We start from the raw sequence: 17,825 nt of genomic DNA, 5'->3' as shown, positions 1-17,825 counted from the left end.
GGCGGAAGCCTTTCATGCGTGCCGCCTTGAGGGTATGATGGTAGATTACTCAAATTTTTCTCGCAAATCGTTCTGAATCGCTTAGGTTGTCGTTGCTTTATGTCCGCCTTCGTCATCAGCGAGTCTGCCCTGGAACGCAACGCCCTTATCCTGAGGGATGTGGCGGATGCCGCCGGGTGCCGTATCGTGCTGGCTCTGAAAGGTTTTTCCTGCTGGCCCTGCTTTGATGCCCTGTCCCCCTGGCTGGACGGCTGCTGCGCGTCCGGCCTGTGGGAGGCGCGGCTGGCCCGGCGCAGGTTCGGGAAGCATGTGCTGACCTATTCTCCCGGCTATGCTCCGGAAGAAATAGCGGAGCTGGCGGAGATTTCCGACCACCTTGATTTTAACAGCCTGACGCAGTGGAACCGCTTCCGGGAGGAGGTGATGCGGCATCCCCGCTTTCTTTCCGGGGAGCTGAAGTGCGGCTTGCGCGTCAATCCCCGGTTTTCCACCGGCCACACGCCCCTGTATGACCCCTGCGCGCCCGGCTCCCGCCTGGGCGTCACGCCGGACGTGATGCAGGGGGCGGATTTGACCGGCATTTCCGGCCTTCATTTCCATACCCTGTGCGAACAGGGGGCGGATGACCTGGCGGCTACGCTGGGCGCGGTGGAACGGCACTTCGGCCACATTCTGTCCCGCCCGGAGATGACGTGGCTGAACATGGGCGGGGGCCATTGGATTACCAAGCCCGGCTATGACCGGAAGCTGCTGGCGGAGCTCGTCCGCCGCATTCGCGAGCGCTACGGGGTGGAGGTCTGGCTGGAGCCGGGAGAGGCCGCAGCCATCCATACCGGCGTGCTGCGGTGCAGGGTACTGGATATTTTTTCCTCGGAAGGGGTGGAGCACGCCGTTCTGGATGTTTCCGCGTCCGCCCACATGCCGGATACGCTGGAAATGCCCTACCGCCCGGACGTATTCCAGATTGTCCGGGACGCCTCCCTCCGTTCCGCGCGGCAGCCCGTCGTGCAGATGGCCGGGGAGAGCTACGCGCTAGCGGGGAACGCCGGGGAGGGCTCCCATACGTACCGCCTGGGCGCGCCCACCTGTTTGGCGGGAGACCGGATAGGGGATTATTCCTTTGCGGAGCCCCTGGCGGCGGGCGACGAACTCGTGTTTGACGATATGGCGCATTATACGATGGTGAAGACCACGTTTTTCAACGGCGTGCGCCACCCGGACATTGCCGTCCAGAGGAAGGACGGCTCCGTGGAGACGGTGCGCCGCTTTACTTATGAAGATTTTGAAGCCCGCCTGGGCTAGAACATTTGACCAGACAGATTGACATGGCAGCAGCTAAAGAAGGCATCAAACAGAAAGTCCGGGGTTGGAGTCATCATGATTCCGCAGATTTGTACGGCATTGACGACTGGGGGAACGGTTATTTCCGGATCAACAAGAAAGGGGAAGTGACCGTACGCCTGAACGACGAGGACGGCGGGAAAAAGGATATCAGCCTGTGCGACCTGCTGGAAGGCCTGAAGGAGCGCGGCACCACCGTTCCCGTGCTGTTCCGTTTCCGGGACCTGCTGCGCAGCCGCATTGCGGAGCTGAACGACAGCTTCCGGAAGGCGATCAAGGAAGCGGATTACCAGGGCAAGTACCAGGGTGTCTACCCCATCAAGGTGAACCAGCAGCGGCAGGTGGTGGAGGAGATCGCGGAGTTCGGCACCAAGTATGATTACGGTCTGGAGGCCGGCTCCAAGCCGGAGCTGATTGCCGCCATGGCCCACATGCACAATCCGAATGCCTACCTGATCTGCAACGGGTACAAGGATGACGAATTCATTGACCTGGCGCTGACGGCCCAGAAGATGGGGCTGAATATTTTCATTGTGCTGGAAATGCCTTCCGAGCTGGACGTGATTCTGGAACGCGCCCGGAGGATGGACATCCGCCCCAATCTGGGCGTGCGCATCAAGCTGGCGGCCAAGGGGTCCGGCCTGTGGCAGGAGTCCGCGGGGGACAAGTCCGTCTTCGGCCTGAACGCGGCCCAGGTGGTGGACGTGGTAGATAAGCTGAAGCAGGTGGATGCGCTGGATTGCCTGAAGCTGCTCCATTACCACCAGGGTTCCCAGATTCCGAATATTTCCGTGGTGCGCGAGGGGCTGACGGAGGCCGCCCGCATTTACGTGGACCTGGTGAAGGAGGGCGCGCCGCTGGGCACGCTGGACATGGGCGGCGGCCTGGCCGTGGATTACGACGGGTCCAAGACGAATTTCCATTCCTCCTGCAACTATTCCATTGCGGAGTTCGCCCGTGACGTGGTGGAGGTGGTGGGGGATATGTGCACCAAGTACGAGGTGCCCCATCCCACGCTGGTGACGGAGTCCGGGCGTGCCGTGGTGGCCTATTATTCCGTGCTGGTGTTCAACGTGCTGGACGTGACGAGCGCGCCGGGCGAGGAACCGCCGCCCGAGCTGCCGGAGGATGCGCCGGAGCTGTTGAAGGCTTTTGCGGATACGGACCGGACCCTGGCCAGGAAGAACATGCAGGAGTGCTACAATGACGCCTGCTATTACCGGGACCAGCTGCGCGCCCAGTTTTTTTACGGGAACGCCACCCTGCGCCAGCGCGGGCTGGGAGAGGCCTATTACTGGCACATCCTGAGCCGCATTTCCCGCATGCTGGCGGAGATGGAAACCATTCCGGAAGACCTCCGGGAGCTTTCCTGCTCCATGGTGGACTTTTATTACGGCAATTTCTCCCTGTTCCAGTCCCTGCCGGATTCCTGGGCCATCCGCCAGCTTTTCCCCGTGATGCCTCTGCACCGTTTGAACGAACGGCCCACGAACAAGGCCGTGCTGGCGGACATTACCTGTGACTGCGACGGGAAGATAGACCATTTCATCGACCGTGAGGACGTGGCTACCGCTCTCCCCCTCCATGCCATCAAGCCCGGAGAGGACGATTATTACATAGGCGTGTTCCTGGTGGGGGCCTATCAGGAGACCCTGGGAGACCTGCACAACCTGCTGGGGGATACGAACGTGGTGGGCGTGCACCTGGAAGGCGGCCGCCCCGTTTACACCCATGAAGTGGAGGGCGATACGGTGGCTGACGTCCTTTCCTACGTGGAGTATGACCCCAAGGAGCTGATCAACAAGTTCCGCACGTTTGCGGAACAGGCCGTAGCCGACGGGAAAATATCGCCGTCAGAACGCCGGAGGGCTCTGGAAGTGTTCCGTTCCGGCCTGAACGGATATACCTATTACGAGCTGTAGGAAACGGCCTTTTTTCCATGCCCCGGCAGGGAAAAGGGCCTTCCGTTCCAAAGCGTTTTTCTCTTTGCCCATCAGGCCGCCGGCGGTTCTTCCGGCGGTTCCGTCTCCGCAATGACCTTGGCCGGCGTCAGCCCCCAGAAGCGCGTGGCCGTTTGCGGGGAAATGCCTTTCATGTTCAGGTACCGCGTGCGGAGCAGGGAGGAGGAGCGGTGGCCCATTTCCATTTGCAGCAGGTTGTAGTCCTTGAAGTGCTTGGCGTGATAGCTGGCATAGGTATGCCGCAGGCAGTCAGGCACCCATGATTTCTTTCTTCCGCCCCAGCCGGCTTTTTTGCGGATTTTGCGCCACTTGATCGTCCAGCCCTTCGGGCAGATGGGCGTGCCGGGTCCGGGCTTGCTTTTGTCACGGCAGAATTTGAGCCATTTGGCAAGCACGGGCAGGATGGTGACGTGTCTGGCGCCTCCGGTCTTGGTATGCTTGGAGTTCAGGATCACGCAGCCGTCGCGGATGGCGATGTTTTCCCAGAGCAGGCGTTCCACTTCCTGCGGACGGATGCCCGCAAAGATCATCAGGGCCGCTCCAGCCACGCAGCTTCCGTCAAATTCATCCATGCACGCCTTGAGAAGCTGGGTCACTTCTTTCAGCGTCAGGGCGGGAATTTCCTGCTCCCGCAGGAAGGGCGTATCCACACGGAGGATGGGGTTTTCATCACACCATCCGCGCTTGACGGAGAAGGAGAAGATGCCGCTCAGGATGAGCCTCGCCTTGTGCCTCTGACGGGACGTGGTGAAGGTGTTCATCAGGATGCTCTGGCATTCCTCCACGCTCAGGTTCCGGAGGGGCGTGTGCTCCAGTTCCGGGTTGCTCTTCTTGAGCTTGTGGATGATGCTCCTGATGTCCGTCAGCGTCCGGGGACGGCGATGGCTTTTGGAACGCAGGCATTCCACGTCCGCCGTACCGAAGCTGACGGTATGGTGTTTGTTCTTGATGGCGTTCAGTCCCAGGGAGACGACTTCCCTGCACCGGGTGATGGTGCAGATTTCATCTCCCAGGGCCTCCTTGATTTCCAATACCAGCCTTGCAGCCTGGATCAGGGTGACTGATTCCCCTTCCAGAAGCGCGGCTCCAACGTATTTCAACTTATTTGTATTCGGTGCTTTTCTCATACTCATTCCTCGTGTTTGTACAAACACGGTTTTAATGAAAAAGGCCATCCTTATAGTAAAGAAAACTTATGCTTTCCATCGGAAAACGCGTAACCGTAAAGGATATGTTGTTACTTATGTTTTCTTTGATCCGATCGGAAAATCAAAGTTTCTGGTAGTGCAGGAACCGAAAATGTTAGAAAGCATGGTTATGTTCATGAATGTCAAATTGAACACTATCCATTTGACGCCAATAAATTCTTGTTAGAAGAAGGGGAGAACTCCCCCGCAGGATGAAAGTATTTTACATGCCTGAACGTATGAGATAAATTATTCCGCTGTACCATGAACATCAGAATTCACTCTTTCAACGTATCGTGTGCCGGGCTGTGCTGCGCCCTGGGCTCCTTTCTGGCGGCTGATGCCCGTGAGGTCCATTCCCTGAACGGCTCCTGGGATTACAGCTTCAACGGAGGCTCTTCCGGGAAGGTGGCGGTTCCCCATACCTGGAATGCGGAGGATGCCGCGGACGGCGTGAAGGGGCAGCGCGGAGACGCCAAGTCCGTCAACAGCGACGCCTACCGGCGCGGCTCCGCCGTTTATTCCCGCACTCTTCCGGTGGCCCCCAGGCCGGGCAAGAGGTATTTCATCCGCGGCGGAGGCGCCAGCATCGTTTCCGAGGTTTCCGTCAACGGGAAGCCTGCCGGCAGGCATGAGGGGGCGTTTACCGCTTTCTGTTATGAAATCACTCCCCTCCTGAAACAAGGCGCCAACACGGTTTCCGTTCTGGTGGACAATACGCAGCGGGAACATATAGCGCCCCAGCGCGGGGATTTTTCCATGTTCGGCGGCCTGTACCGGCCCATTGAGCTGATTGAAACGGACGGCGTGTGCATTGACCCCCTCTTTTACGCCTCCCCCGGCGTCTTCATTACGACGAAGTCCCTGGATAAGTCCAAAGCGGAGGTGGAAGTGAAGACCCTGCTGAACTCGGACGGGAAGGCGCGGGACGTGGATGTAGCCGTGGAAATCCTGGACATGAAGGGCAGGAAGGTGGCCGGAAAGACGGTGAAAGCCGCCGCCGGGGAAAAGAAGAACCTGGAGGTTCCCGTAACGCTGGCGATCGCCAAGCCCGTGCTCTGGAACGGAGTCAGGAATCCCTACCTCTACCAGGTGAAGACTTCCATCAGGACGGCGGACGGCCAGACGGACGAAATAGTGCAGCCTCTGGGCCTCCGGACCGTTTCCGTCGATCCCGGGAAGGGCTTTGTCCTGAACGGGAAGCCCATGCAGGTCAAGGGCGTCAGCCGCCACCAGGACATGAAGGGGAAGGGCTGGGCGCTTTCTCCGGAGGATGAGGCGCGGGACATCCGGCTGATTGCGGACATGGGAGCGGACGGCTTGAGAACGGGCCACTATCCCGCCTCCAGTAATGTTTACGACCTGTGCGACAAGACGGGGCTGGTCGTCTGGTCCGAGGTGCCCAACGTCAACCTGGTGCGTGATACGCCGGAGTTCCGGGAGAACAACCGCCTCCAGGCCCGGGAAATGATTTACCAGCACTGGAACCACCCCTCCATTTGCATGTGGGGCATTTTCAATGAAATCGGCCACCAGCCGGAGGCTTCCTCCAAAGGGGTGGACATGGAGGCTGAATTGACGGAACTGAACAAGTTCGTGAAGGAGACGGACCCCTCCCGCATGACAGTGGCGGCCAGCAACCAGGCGGGCCGCAAGAAGCTGAACAATATTCCGGACCACATCGCGTTCAATACGTATCCCGGCTGGTACGGGGGCGGCCCGGAAACCATGAAGGGGAACCTGAACGGCTACATCCGCGATTACGGCGGCAAAATGGGAATCGCCGTCAGCGAATACGGCCATGGCGCCAGCACGGGCATGCATGAGAATCCGGCCAAAAGGCCGTCCCCCACGGGGTTCTGGCATCCGGAGGAATGGCAGTCCCAGGCGCATGAGATCAATTACAAGTGCATCAGGGAGAGGCCGGAGGTGTGGGGCTCCTTTGTCTGGAACATGTTTGACTTCGGTTCCGCCTCCCGCTTTGAGGGGGAAAGCCCCGGCATCAATGACAAGGGGCTGGTGACCTATGACCGCAAGACGCCCAAGGACGCCTATTTCTTCTACAAGGCCAACTGGAGTCCCCAGCCGACCGTGTACATCACGTCCCGCAGGTTTGCGGAGCGCACGGAAAAGACGGTGCCCGTGAAGGTTTACAGCAATGCCCCTGCGGTGAAGCTGGCCGTCAACGGGAAGGCCGTGGGAAGCGTCAAGCCGGATGAATTGAAGCGCGCCGTCTGGCCTGAAGTGACTCTCAAGCCCGGTGTCAACACCATCACGGCCACGGCCTCCATGGGCGCGAAAACGTACACGGATTCCTGCAAATGGACCTTGAAGCCTTCCGGGGAGGAAGGAAAGAAGGATTCCGAGCGCTATCAGGACCCTTCCATCAACAAGTACAAGTAAGCAATCCAGCACCTGACCCGAGATGAAGACGGTACGAGCATTCCTGTTTTCCGTGATGTGCCTGGCTCCGGGGCTTCCCCTGCTGGGGGAAGCCCCGGACTGGGAGAATGAAGAGGTGACGGGAATCAACAAGGAGGCTCCCCGCGCCTCCGTTCTCCCGGCGGGAGACAAGACGCTGAGCCTGAACGGTGACTGGAAGTTCAAGTTTTCCATGACGCCGGACGGGAGGCCTGCCGATTTCTTCAAGCCTTCCTATTCCGTTTCCGGATGGGATACGGTCAAGGTGCCTTCCAACTGGCAGCTTGCGGGCTATGGAACGGCCATTTACACGAACGTCCCGTATCCCTTCAAGCCGAATCCCCCCAAGGTGATGGGAGAGCCGCCCAGGAACTGGCCGGCATACAAGGAGCGCAATTCCGTGGGCTCCTACCGACGGGATTTCAATCTCCCCGCCTCCTGGAAGGGGGAGCAGGTAATGATCCGGTTTGACGGGGTGGAGTCCGCCTTTTACGTGTGGGTGAATGGCCGGAAAGTCGGCTATTCCGAGGATTCCTATACGGGCGGCGAGTTCGACCTGACTCCCTATGTGAAGCCGGGCAGGAACACGATTGCCGTGGAGGTGTACCGCTGGAGCGACGGCTCCTATCTGGAGGACCAGGATTTCCTGCGCCTTTCCGGCATTTTCCGGGACGTGACCCTGTTCGCCCAGCCGCAGGTGCACGTGCGCGACCTGTTCCTGAAGGCGGGGCTGGACAGGAAGGATTACACGACCGGGGTGCTGGACGGAACGTTCACCATCCGCAATTCCGGTAAGAAGGATATTCCCGCCGGAATGAAGCTGGATTATTCCATTGAAGGGATTTCCACCAATTTAAATTGGGAGGGCGCGAGCGGCTCCGGCCGCGTGCAGACGGACAACAGGGGCAGGCTGGATTCCGGCACGCTGGAAGTTCCCGCCATTCCCGCCGGAGGCGAGGTTCAGGTGGCTCTGGACAGGAAGTTTCCCGGCGTGAAGCCGTGGACGGCGGAAACGCCCAACCTGTACAAGGTGACCTATTCCCTGAACGGGAAGGACCCCCGGTCCGTCAATATCGGCTTCCGTTCCGTGGAAATCGCCGATAACGGCGCGGTGCTGGTCAACGGAAAGGCCGTCAAGTTCAAGGGCGTCAACCGTCATGAAGCGCATCCGGACTACGGGCGCGCCATCCCGCGGGAGGTGATGGAAAAGGACGTGCAGATCATCAAGGCGCACAACATCAACACCGTCCGCTGCTCCCACTATCCCAACCATCCCTATTTCTACGAACTGTGCGACCGCTACGGCCTGTACGTGATGGATGAAGCCAACTGCGAGGCCCACGGCATCCGCAACAGCGGCATGGATATTTCCCGGAAGCCTTCATGGAAGAAGGCGCATGTGGAACGCAACATGAGCATGGTGCACCGTTCCAAGAACCATCCCTCCATCGTGTTCTGGTCCCTGGGCAACGAGTCCGGCAACGGGCCGAATTTTGAAGCGGCCTCGGAAGCCATCAGGGCCTATGACGATACGCGCCCCCTCCATTACTGCGAATTCCCGCACGGCCACAAGGCCGTGGACATGGATTCCGCCATGTATCCGCCCGTGGACCGGGTGGAAAACTGGGGGAAGCAGAAGACTTCCCGTCCCTTCTTCGTGTGCGAATACGCCCATTCCATGGGGAATGCCCTGGGCAATTTCAAGGAGTACATGGAAGCCTTTGAGTCCTCCCCGCGCATGGTGGGCGGGGCCATCTGGGATTTTGTGGACCAGTCCCTCCGCGCCAATCCTGCCGGGAACGGCATTTACAAGCCCGCGCCCTTCAAGGGCGTGACGCAGGCCTACGGCGGCATGTTCGGGGACAGGCCCAACCAGGCCAATTTCTGCGACAACGGCATCATTCTGGGCAACCGGAACACCACGGCCAAGACGAAGGAAGTGAAGAAGGTGTACCAGTACATGGCCTTTGACCGCAAGGACGGTTCCCTGACCGTTCGCAACAAGTATTTCCACAAGCCGTTGAAGGGCTATACGCTTTACCTGGTGTCCCTCGCGCCCGGCGGCAAGCATGCCGTGGAGCGCATGGCTCTGCCGGAGACGGCCCCCGGCAAGTCCGTGACGGTGAAACTGCCTTCTGCCGCCATGCAGACGGGCTCCCTGATGGTTCTGGCGGACGCCCGGTTCAAGCTGCCGGAAGACGTGAAGGAGCTTTCCGCCAAACAACTGGAGCATGTGGCGGACGAGTGCGAAGCTTACGAGTGGTTCCCGGCGGCCGTGGAGAAGGAGGCTTCCGTGAAGGCTCCGGCGGCGCTGCCCGCCGTCTCCGTGCGCCAGGGCGATCCCGTGGTGGTGCAGGGGAAGGGCTTTTCCGCCTCCTTCAAGGACGGCATGCTTTCCGCCCTCCGGTACGGCAGCCAGGACCTGATTCTGCCCGGCTATCCGGTGGCGCTCCAGGCATACCGTTCCCCGGTGGACAACGACGCCTGGATCAGGAGCAAGGTTGAGGGGAAGATGAAGATGCAGAACATGAACGCGGAGTATTCCGATGTGAAGGCCGCCGTCATTTCTCCCGGCGTGGCCCGCATTACCGCGCAATTCCGGACGAAAGGCTCCGGCCTTTCCTTCTCCGGGGAGGTTGCCTGGACGGTGTTCGGCAACGGCGTCATCAATGCCTCCGTCAGAATGTATCCCTCCGCCAAGGGGGAAGAGCTCCTGCGGCTGGGCGTCACCTTCGGGATGCCTGCCGCCTATGACCAGGTGGAATACCTGGGACTGGGGCCGTGGGACAATTACCGGGACCGCCGCACGAGCTGCTGGAAGGATGTGTTCCGCACTTCCGTGGACGACATGTTTTTTGCCTATTCCCGCCCCCAGGACATGGGCAACCGCATGGAGACGGACTGGGTGGCCCTGTCCAGACCCAAGGCGGCTCCGGCGCTGTGGGTAGGCTCCGCCTCTCCCAGGGCCCCGCTGGAAGTGTCCGTCCTGCGTTATACGCCGAAGGAGCTCAACAACGCCAAAAGCCTGGACAGGCTGCCGGAGAAGGACAAGGTGGTCGTGAATCTGGACGCCTTCCAGATGGGGTTGGGCAGTTCCTCCTGCGGGCCGCGCCCCCTGGCGAAGTACCAGACGCTGAGCGAAGCCACCCCCCTGGGCTTTGTGCTGGCCCCCACGGCCGCCCTGCTGAACCTGGCGCGCGCGGGCCTGGGCGTGCCCCATTCCCCCGTGATTGAACGGGACGGGGACGGCATGGTCAGCCTGGTTTCCTCCACGCCCGGAGCGGAGATGAAGTATTCCGTCAACAAGGGGCCGGAAAAGACGTACCGGAAACCCTTCAAGCTTCCCGAAGGGGAAGTCAGGGCCTGGGCTGCCACCGGAAAATCCGGCAACGTGCCTCCCACGTCTCCCGGCGAGCGGAAATTCCCCCTCGTCAAGGGGCAGGGCGAATGGAAGATCCTGAGCGCTTCCTCGGAAGAGCCGGATACCGGGTTTGCCCACTTCGCCATTGACGGGAATCCGGATACCTGCTGGCACACGTCCTATACGAACGGCCTGCCGGGCTTCCCCCACTCCATTGCCGTGGACATGGGAACCAGAATGAAGTTCACCGGATTCATCTACACGCCCAGAATGGACAAGGACAAGGGCCTCATCAGCCAGTACACGTTCTCCGTTTCCGATGACGGGCAGAACTGGAAGGAAGTGAAAAAAGGCCAGTTTACCTACCATTATATCCGGAAGGACCCCGCCGTTCAGCGCATTGACTTCGGCAAGCCTGTGGAGGCCCGCTATTTCAAGCTGGACGCCCGGTCCCCGGTGAAGGGCGGCGAGCAGAGCGCCACTGTGGCGGAGTTGAATATCATCACCCAGTAGCGGACCGGCGCAAGCGCCGCTTTCCTGAAGGGGTGCACGGCTTTGCCGTTGCGGGACTGCAAGGCGCGGGAATGTTTTTTGATTGAAAGAAAGAATGCCGCGGTATGGTAGTATGCTCATGCGCAAGATGATTGCTTACATGCTGGGCACCGCCGTTCTGTGCCTCTCCGCAGCCGGAGCGGAAACGCCCGTTTCCGCCGCTGGGGAAGCTCCGGCCCCCTGCAAGAGGATGGTCTGGAACCGCGGCTGGGAGTTCCGGCTGGAAGACGAGCACGGAAAGAGCGGCTGGCAGACGGCGCATCTGCCCCATACGTTCAGCCTGCCCTATTTCATGTCCGATTCCTTTTACACGGGGCGCGGCTCCTACCGCAAGAAGCTCGTGATGCCGGAGGAATGGGTGGGGCAGAAGGTTTTTCTGGATTGCGGCGCAGCCTTCCAGGTGGCGGAGGTGACGGTGAACGGAAAGGCCGCAGGAACGCATGAAGGAGGGTATACGGCGTTCCGGACGGATCTGACGCCTTTCCTGAAGCCCGGAGAGAATTGGGTGGAGGTGCGCGTGGACAACCGCTGGAGTCCCCGCATCGCCCCGCGGGCCGGGGAGCATACCTTTTCCGGCGGCCTGTACCGGAACGTGCATCTGCACGTGTGTTCTCCCGTGCATCTTCCCGCGCACGGCATCTGGGTGCAGACGCCGGAAGTGACGCCTGCCCGCGGGAAGGTCCGCATCCTGACGGAGGTGAAGAATGATTCCCCGGAAATGAAGAAGTTTTCCGTGCGCCACACGGTGCGCGAGGAGAAGGGCGGCCGTGTGGTTCTGCGCGGGGAGAAGCCCGTGGAGCTGGGCGCGGGAAAGGAAGCCCGTGTTCAGACGGACCTGCCTCCGCTGGCCGCTCCCAGGCTGTGGAGTCCGTCAGCCCCCAACATGTACCGCGTGACGACGGAGCTGGTGGACGAGAAGGGAAAGACGCTGGACCGGGCGGAGAATCCCCTGGGCTTCCGCTCCCTGGAGCTGACGGCGGACCGGGGCATGCTGATTAACGGGAAGCCCGTTTATCTGCAAGGAGCCAACGTGCACCAGGACCACGCGGGCTGGGGGGACGCCGTGACGGATGCCGGAGCGCGCCGTGACGTGCTGCTGATGAAGAACGCCGGGTTCAATTTCATCCGCGGTTCCCATTACCCCCATTCCCAGGCTTTTCTGGACGCCTGCGACCGGGAGGGGATGTGCATGCTGAATGAAGGCATTTTCTGGGGCATGGGCGGCTTCAAGGAGCACGACAGGTACTGGAATTGCGACGCCTACCCTACGGACGAGAAGGACCGCGCCGCGTTTGAGGAGAGCTGCATGCGCCAGGTAAGGGAAATGGTGCTGCAATTCCGGAACCACCCTTCCATCGTCATCTGGAGCATCAGCAACGAACCGTTTTTTACCCGGCATACGCCGGAGGCCAGGGCTCTGTGCGGCAAGCTCATTGCCCTGGTGAAGGAGCTGGACCCGACGCGCCCCGTGTGCGCGGGAGGTGGCCAGCGCGGAAAATTCGACCAGCTGGGGGACATGGCCGCCTTTAACGGGGACGGCTCCCACGTGAAGACGCCCGGCAGGCCCAGCATGGTGACGGAGTACGGTTCCGTGAGCTGCAAGAGGCCGGGGGCGTATGCGCCGGGCTGGGGGGATATGAAGAAGGACAAAGAGGCGGGAGTGCGCTATCCCTGGCGCGTGGGGGAGGCGGTCTGGTGCGGTTTTGACCACGGCAGCATCTGGCCCTCCGGCGGCCGCATGGGCATTGTGGATTATTTCCGCATTCCCAAGCGGGCCTGGTACTGGTACAGGAATGAGTTCAGGAACATTCCCCCGCCGGAATGGCCCGTGGAGGGAACGCCTGCGCAGGTGAAGCTGATCGCGGACAAGAAGGCCATCAGCCCGGCTGACGGCACGGACGACGTGCACGTGACCGTGAAGGTGGCGGATGCCTCCGGCAGGCAGATAGCCAATGCCGTTCCGGTAACGCTCACGGTGGAATCAGGCCCCGGAGAGTTTCCCACCGGCAAGAGCATCACGTTCACGCCCGGGACGGACATTGACCTCATTGACGGCTGCGCGGCCATTGAGTTCCGGTCTTATTACGCCGGGAAAACGGTCATCAAGGCGTCTTCCCCGGGATTGAAGGGGGACAGCCTCCAAATCGTTTCCCGGAAGGCCCCGGCGTATGTGGCGGGCAGGAGCGCGGAAACGAGGGACAGGCCTTACAGGCGTTTTACCGCGCAGGAGAGGGACGCCCAGCTGGCGCGGCATGGCCGGTCCGGAACCGGAGAGAAGGCGAACCTGGCGGAATTGCGGCCCTGTTCCGCTTCCTCCAACCTCCAGGACGCGATGAAGGCGTCCGACGGGGACGGCGCTTCTGCGTGGCTGCCGTCCGCGGAAGACAAGGCGCCGTGGTGGCGGCTGGACATGGAGTTTGAATTCCGCCTGGACCGGGTGGAGGCGAAGGCCGCCGGGGACTGGAAGGGGCAGGCACCCGTGGTGCAGGTAAGCAAAGACGGCAAGACCTGGAAGGAGGTGAAAACCGTTCTGAACAAGGACGGGACGGCGCTGACCGCAGCGTGCCCGGAGGATGCCGGAGCCAGGTATGTCCGCATCCGGCTGTCGCCGGGGCAGGGGATTGCGGAAGTGGCCGTATGGCCGGCGGATGCCTCATGAGGGTTCCCGTTCTTCCGGAGCGGGGGGCTTTTTCCGGCTCCTCCGCGTGCCGGAGCTGCCGGAATCCTCTTCCGCCCGCTGGCGGCGCAGTTTGTCCCAGTATGCCAGCCGCTTGTTGATTTCCCGCTCAAAGCCCCGTTCCGGCGGCTTGTAGAACTGGCGGCGGGGCATCTTGTCCGGAAAGTAGTTCTGCCCGGAGAAGGCGTCCGGAGCGTCATGGTCGTACGCGTAATCCTTCCCGTAGCCCAGCTCCTTCATCAGCTTGGTGGGCGCGTTCAGGATGTGCGCCGGAGGCATCAGGGAGCCGTATTCCCTGGCCGCCTTCCGTGCCGCGCCCCAGGCGGTGTAGGCGCTGTTGGATTTGGGGGCGCAGCCCAGGTAGATGACCAGTTCCGCGATCGCCAGTTCTCCCTCCGGGGACCCCAGGCGTTCATAAGTGTCCCACGCGGCAATGGCCATTTGCAGCGCGGCGGGGTCCGCCAGGCTGATGTCCTCCATGGCGAAGCGGGTCAGGCGGCGCAGCAGGTAGAGCGGGTCTTCCCCGCCCTGGAGCATGCGTGCGGCCCAGTACAGGGCCGCGTCCGTATCCGAGCCGCGCAGGGACTTGTGCAGGGCGCTGATGAGGTTGTAATGGCCTTCCCGGTCCTTGTCGTAAACCGGGGCGCGCTGCTGGACGATCTTCAGCAGGGCCGCCGTGTCCAGCGTTTCATCAGGCTTGCAGAGGTCAAAGACGCTTTCCATCAGGTTGATGAGGTAGCGGCCGTCCCCGTCCGCCAGCTCAATGAGGGTGGCGCGCGCTTCCGGAGAGAGAGGCAGTTTGCGCTGAAGGAGGGATTCCGCCCGTTCAATGATGCTTTCCAGCGCCGGAGCGTCCAGGGAATGCATGACGAAGACCTTGCAGCGGGAGAGAAGGGCGCTGTTCAGTTCAAAGGAGGGGTTTTCCGTAGTGGCCCCCACCAGCGTGACGGTTCCGTTTTCCACGTAGGGCAGAAAGCCGTCCTGCTGGGCGCGGTTGAACCGGTGGATTTCATCCACGAAGAGGAGGGTTCCCTGGCCGTATTCCCGCCGTTTGGCGGCCTCGTCAAAGGCTTTTCTCAAATCCGCCATGCCGGAGAAGACGGCGGAGAGCGCGACGAAGTGCATGGACGTGCGCGTGGCCAGGATGCGCGCCAGCGTGGTTTTTCCGCAGCCGGGCGGCCCCCACAGGACGAAGCTGGTCAGCTTGCCGGAATCCGCCATGAGCCGGATGGGCCCTCCCTCCCCCAGCAGGTGGTCCTGGCCCACGATTTCCTCCAGGGCTGCCGGTCTCAGGCGGTCCGCCAGGGGCCGGTCCGCGAAGGCGGCAAACAGGCCCGGCGTATCGTCTTTTTTCATGGTGTCCATCATACGCCGCGGGAAAAAGGAAGGCAAGGGGCGCATCATGGCATTTCAGGCGGAGCGGATGGGCTGGCGTGTCATGGAGCGGGAGGTTCCCCGACCGCTTTTAACGGGATTAAGGAAAAAACGGGAAGAAAAGGAAAGACTCCCGGCAGAAGCGGTGTATACTGGACGTGATGTTCCGCTATGTTTCCCCTGTATTCCTTTTCCTGCTCTCCGGAGCATGCTGCCTGACCGTGAATGCGCAGGACCAGATCATTCCCCGGCCCGTTTCCGTCAGGATTGCGGACAAAAGCGAGGCGAAGCCCGTGAAGCTGGATGGAGGCACGCGCATCGTGTGCCGGGAGAAGGACGCCGGGTTCCAGCGGCAGGCCCGTCTGCTGCGGCAGTTTTTATCAGGCGGAACAGGACTGCCCCTGGCGGGGATGGGGGGAACGGGGGCCATCCGGATAGAGAAGGATGCTTCCCTGAAACAGTACGGACCGGAGGCGTACCGCCTGGAAGCGGCGCCCGGAAATATCGTGATCAAGGCTGCCGCACCAAAAGGGGTGTATTACGCCGGACAGAGCCTGGCGCAGATGCTGCCTGCCGCGTTTTTTGACGATGGCGCGGACAAGGGGGCGGTAAGCTGGACCGTGGCGGAGAAGCCTTTTTCCATGCTGGATTATCCCCGCTTTGCGTGGCGCGCCTTCATGCTGGATGAAGCGAGGCATTTTTTTGGAGAGGAGGAGGTGAAGAGGCTGATTGACCAGATGGGGCTTCTGAAAATGAATATCCTGCACTGGCATTTGTCCGACGATGCCGGATGGCGCATCCAGATTAAAAAGTATCCCAAGCTGACCTCCATCGGCAGCAAGCGGAGAGACACGGAGATAGAGACGTGGGGGAGCGGCAAGTATGCGGGCAGGCCCCATGAAGGTTTTTATACGCAGGAGCAGATCAGGCGCATCGTGCGCTATGCGGCCGACCGGAACATAACGATTGTGCCGGAAATAGACATTCCCGGACATTCCGCCGCCGCCACGTTCTCCTATCCGGAATTGAAGTTGTCCGCCAAACCCGTGACGGAGATTCCCGTGAGCTTCAATGACGGAACCGCGTTTGACCCCACCAACGAGCGGACCTACCAGTTTCTGGGAGATGTCATGACGGAGCTGGCGGCCCTGTTTCCCGGCGGCATCATCCACATCGGCGGCGACGAGGTGCGGTATAAGAAGTACTGGGCGGGCGTGCCCCACATTGAGGAGTTCATGAAGAAGAAGGGCATCAGGAATTTCCCGGACCTTCAAATCATGTTTACGAACCGGATTTCCGGCATGCTGGCTAAGAAGGGAATACGGATGATCGGATGGAATGAGATTCTGGGTTCCGACGTGCACAATGACGGCGGCCAGGGGGCCGCTCTGGGCAAGCTGGACGGGAAGGCCATCATCCATTTCTGGTACGGGTCCGACAAGATTGCCACCAAGGCGGTTGAAGACGGTCACCAGGTGGTGAATTCCACCTCCCATATGACTTATATGAACAAGGGTTACGACAAGCTCCCCCTGTCCAAATCCTATTCCTTTGAACCCGTTTTCGCGGGATTGAAGCCGGAGCAGCAGCAGAACGTCATCGGCCTGGGCTGCCAGGTCTGGACGGAATGGATTGCGGATGCGGACAAACTGCACCGCCATGTGTTCCCCCGCATTGCCGCTTATGCGGAAACGGGCTGGACCCGGAAGGAGGACAAGAATTTTCAGGATTTCCAGAGGCGGCTGCCTGGCTATGAGAAGATTCTGGATGCCCTGAACATCAAGCACGGGGAAGGGAAGTAATTCCAATCACGCCGCGGCGGTCCACGCCCCGTTGCGCAGCGGTGTTTCTTCCGGCAGGGGCGTGTTGGGATTTTCCTCTCCGGCGGGGCTGTGCCCGGGCGATTGTTTTATGCCGTTCCGAGTGTTCGCGAAGGCGAGGGCGTGATCTCCGGAGATGCGGGCATCTTGCATGAGGCGATGACTGTCTTTTTCCGAAGAGGCCATTTTCGCTTTCAGCTCCGGTCCGGTGGGGGACGGAGCGTTTTTTCAGGAAGCCAGCCATTTTTAATGGTTGGTCACACTTTGGCATAGTGTCAACAAAAACGGGGAAACTGGTCTCCAACCAATCATGGACCAGCGGTTTTCTGACCGCCTGCGGTCCCGATTTCACTAATTAAACATAGATTATAAGGAGAATAAGATGATGTCCCTGATATCCTCGCATTATCATCAGCTGTACACGCCGGAAGACGCTGCCGTAGTTTTCATTGACCACCAGCCCCAAATGACCTTTGGCGTAGCCAACATCAACCGTGCCGACCTGATCAATAACGTCACCCTGCTGGCGAAGGCCGCCAAGCTGTTCCAGGTGCCCACCGTGATTACGGCCGTGGAAACGGAGGGCTTTTCCGGCTATGTCTGGCCCCAGCTCCTGGATATTTTTCCGGGCCAGCACGTCATTGAACGCACGTCCATGAATTCCTGGGATTCCGACGAGTTCCGGAAGGCCATCAAGGCGACGGGCCGCAAGAATATCCTCCTTACCGGGCTCTGGACGGAAGTGTGCGTCACGTGGCCGGCTATTGAGATGATCGGCGACGGTTATAACATTTACGTGGTGGAGGACTGCTGCGGCGCCACCTCCAAGGACGCCCAGAAGGCGGCCCTTTCCCGCATCGTCCAGGCGGGCGGCACGCGGCTGACGACCATCGGAGCCCTTCTGGAGTTCCAGCGCGACTGGAAGAACAAGGAACATTACGACGCTCTGATGAATCTGCTCAAGCAGCAGGGCGGCGCTTACGGCGTGGGCGTGGAGTACGCCTACACGATGGTTCACCATGCTCCCCAGTCCGCCCTGTCCCCGCAGGTGGTGAAGCATGACGCCTGATTGCCCGCAGAGTTTTTCCGGCGCTCCCTCCGTTAACACGGGGGTGCGCGCCGGAAGAAAAA

The 17,825-nt window shown here is 60.7% G+C and carries 9 protein-coding genes; 7 read left to right on the top strand and 2 right to left on the bottom strand.

The window, feature by feature from the left end:
- Positions 1-99: 99 nt before the first annotated feature.
- Together nspC and speA are read left to right on the top strand one after the other, a co-directional pair.
- Complete coding sequence (gene nspC / locus P8A25_RS08330) at positions 100-1,302, top strand: carboxynorspermidine decarboxylase (protein ID WP_215442279.1); 1,203 nt, start codon at positions 100-102, stop codon at positions 1,300-1,302.
- Positions 1,303-1,325: 23 nt separating this feature from the next.
- Complete coding sequence (gene speA, locus P8A25_RS08325) at positions 1,326-3,263, top strand: biosynthetic arginine decarboxylase (RefSeq protein WP_022396718.1); 1,938 nt, start codon at positions 1,326-1,328, stop codon at positions 3,261-3,263.
- 71 nt (positions 3,264-3,334) lie between these two features.
- Here speA and P8A25_RS08320 read toward each other — a convergent pair whose 3' ends face one another.
- Positions 3,335-4,402: a tyrosine-type recombinase/integrase gene (locus P8A25_RS08320; RefSeq protein ID WP_404838653.1), complete on the bottom strand. Its 1,068-nt coding sequence runs from the start codon at positions 4,400-4,402 to the stop codon at positions 3,335-3,337.
- A 351-nt stretch (positions 4,403-4,753) separates the two neighbouring features.
- Here P8A25_RS08320 and P8A25_RS08315 point away from each other — a divergent pair, with 351 nt between their 5' ends.
- From P8A25_RS08315 to P8A25_RS08305, 3 genes are all read left to right on the top strand, one after another.
- Positions 4,754-6,892: a glycoside hydrolase family 2 TIM barrel-domain containing protein gene (locus tag P8A25_RS08315; RefSeq protein WP_215442281.1), complete on the top strand. Its 2,139-nt coding sequence runs from the start codon at positions 4,754-4,756 to the stop codon at positions 6,890-6,892.
- A gap of 22 nt (positions 6,893-6,914) precedes the next feature.
- Positions 6,915-10,784: a glycoside hydrolase family 2 TIM barrel-domain containing protein gene (locus P8A25_RS08310; RefSeq protein ID WP_215442282.1), complete on the top strand. Its 3,870-nt coding sequence runs from the start codon at positions 6,915-6,917 to the stop codon at positions 10,782-10,784.
- Between the two features lie 118 nt (positions 10,785-10,902).
- A complete protein-coding gene (locus P8A25_RS08305) occupies positions 10,903-13,482 on the top strand; it encodes a glycoside hydrolase family 2 TIM barrel-domain containing protein (RefSeq protein WP_215442283.1) in 2,580 nt (859 codons plus the stop codon).
- Here the strand turns inward: P8A25_RS08305 and P8A25_RS08300 are convergent.
- Positions 13,477-14,868: a replication-associated recombination protein A gene (locus tag P8A25_RS08300; RefSeq protein WP_215442284.1), complete on the bottom strand. Its 1,392-nt coding sequence runs from the start codon at positions 14,866-14,868 to the stop codon at positions 13,477-13,479. The genes P8A25_RS08305 and P8A25_RS08300 overlap by 6 nt on opposite strands.
- Positions 14,869-15,035: 167 nt before the next feature.
- Between P8A25_RS08300 and P8A25_RS08295 the strand changes: the two genes are divergently transcribed.
- Positions 15,036-16,676 (top strand): beta-N-acetylhexosaminidase, encoded by a 1,641-nt coding sequence (locus tag P8A25_RS08295; RefSeq protein ID WP_251827950.1) that lies wholly within the window; start codon positions 15,036-15,038, stop codon positions 16,674-16,676.
- 400 nt (positions 16,677-17,076) lie between these two features.
- Complete coding sequence (locus tag P8A25_RS08290; protein ID WP_022396726.1) at positions 17,077-17,763, top strand: hydrolase; 687 nt, start codon at positions 17,077-17,079, stop codon at positions 17,761-17,763.
- Positions 17,764-17,825 lie beyond the last annotated feature (62 nt).

This window comes from Akkermansia sp. BCRC 18949, assembly GCF_045011645.1.
Lineage (GTDB): Bacteria > Verrucomicrobiota > Verrucomicrobiia > Verrucomicrobiales > Akkermansiaceae > Akkermansia > Akkermansia massiliensis.
The sequence above is the reverse complement of the archived record's forward strand: the minus strand, read 5'-3'. Positions and strand labels throughout refer to the sequence as shown.

Bases quoted from the DNA above. Each gene is read 5' to 3' on its own strand.
- P8A25_RS08315 (WP_215442281.1), top strand. From the start codon at position 4,754: ATGAACATCAGAATTCACTCTTTCAACGTATCGTGTGCCGGGCTGTGC.
- P8A25_RS08305 (WP_215442283.1), top strand. From the start codon at position 10,903: ATGCGCAAGATGATTGCTTACATGCTGGGCACCGCCGTTCTGTGCCTC.
- P8A25_RS08310 (WP_215442282.1), top strand. From the start codon at position 6,915: ATGAAGACGGTACGAGCATTCCTGTTTTCCGTGATGTGCCTGGCTCCG.
- P8A25_RS08295 (WP_251827950.1), top strand. From the start codon at position 15,036: ATGTTCCGCTATGTTTCCCCTGTATTCCTTTTCCTGCTCTCCGGAGCA.
- nspC (WP_215442279.1), top strand. From the start codon at position 100: ATGTCCGCCTTCGTCATCAGCGAGTCTGCCCTGGAACGCAACGCCCTT.
- speA (WP_022396718.1), top strand. From the start codon at position 1,326: ATGGCAGCAGCTAAAGAAGGCATCAAACAGAAAGTCCGGGGTTGGAGT.
- P8A25_RS08300 (WP_215442284.1), bottom strand. From the start codon at position 14,868: ATGATGGACACCATGAAAAAAGACGATACGCCGGGCCTGTTTGCCGCC.
- P8A25_RS08290 (WP_022396726.1), top strand. From the start codon at position 17,077: ATGATGTCCCTGATATCCTCGCATTATCATCAGCTGTACACGCCGGAA.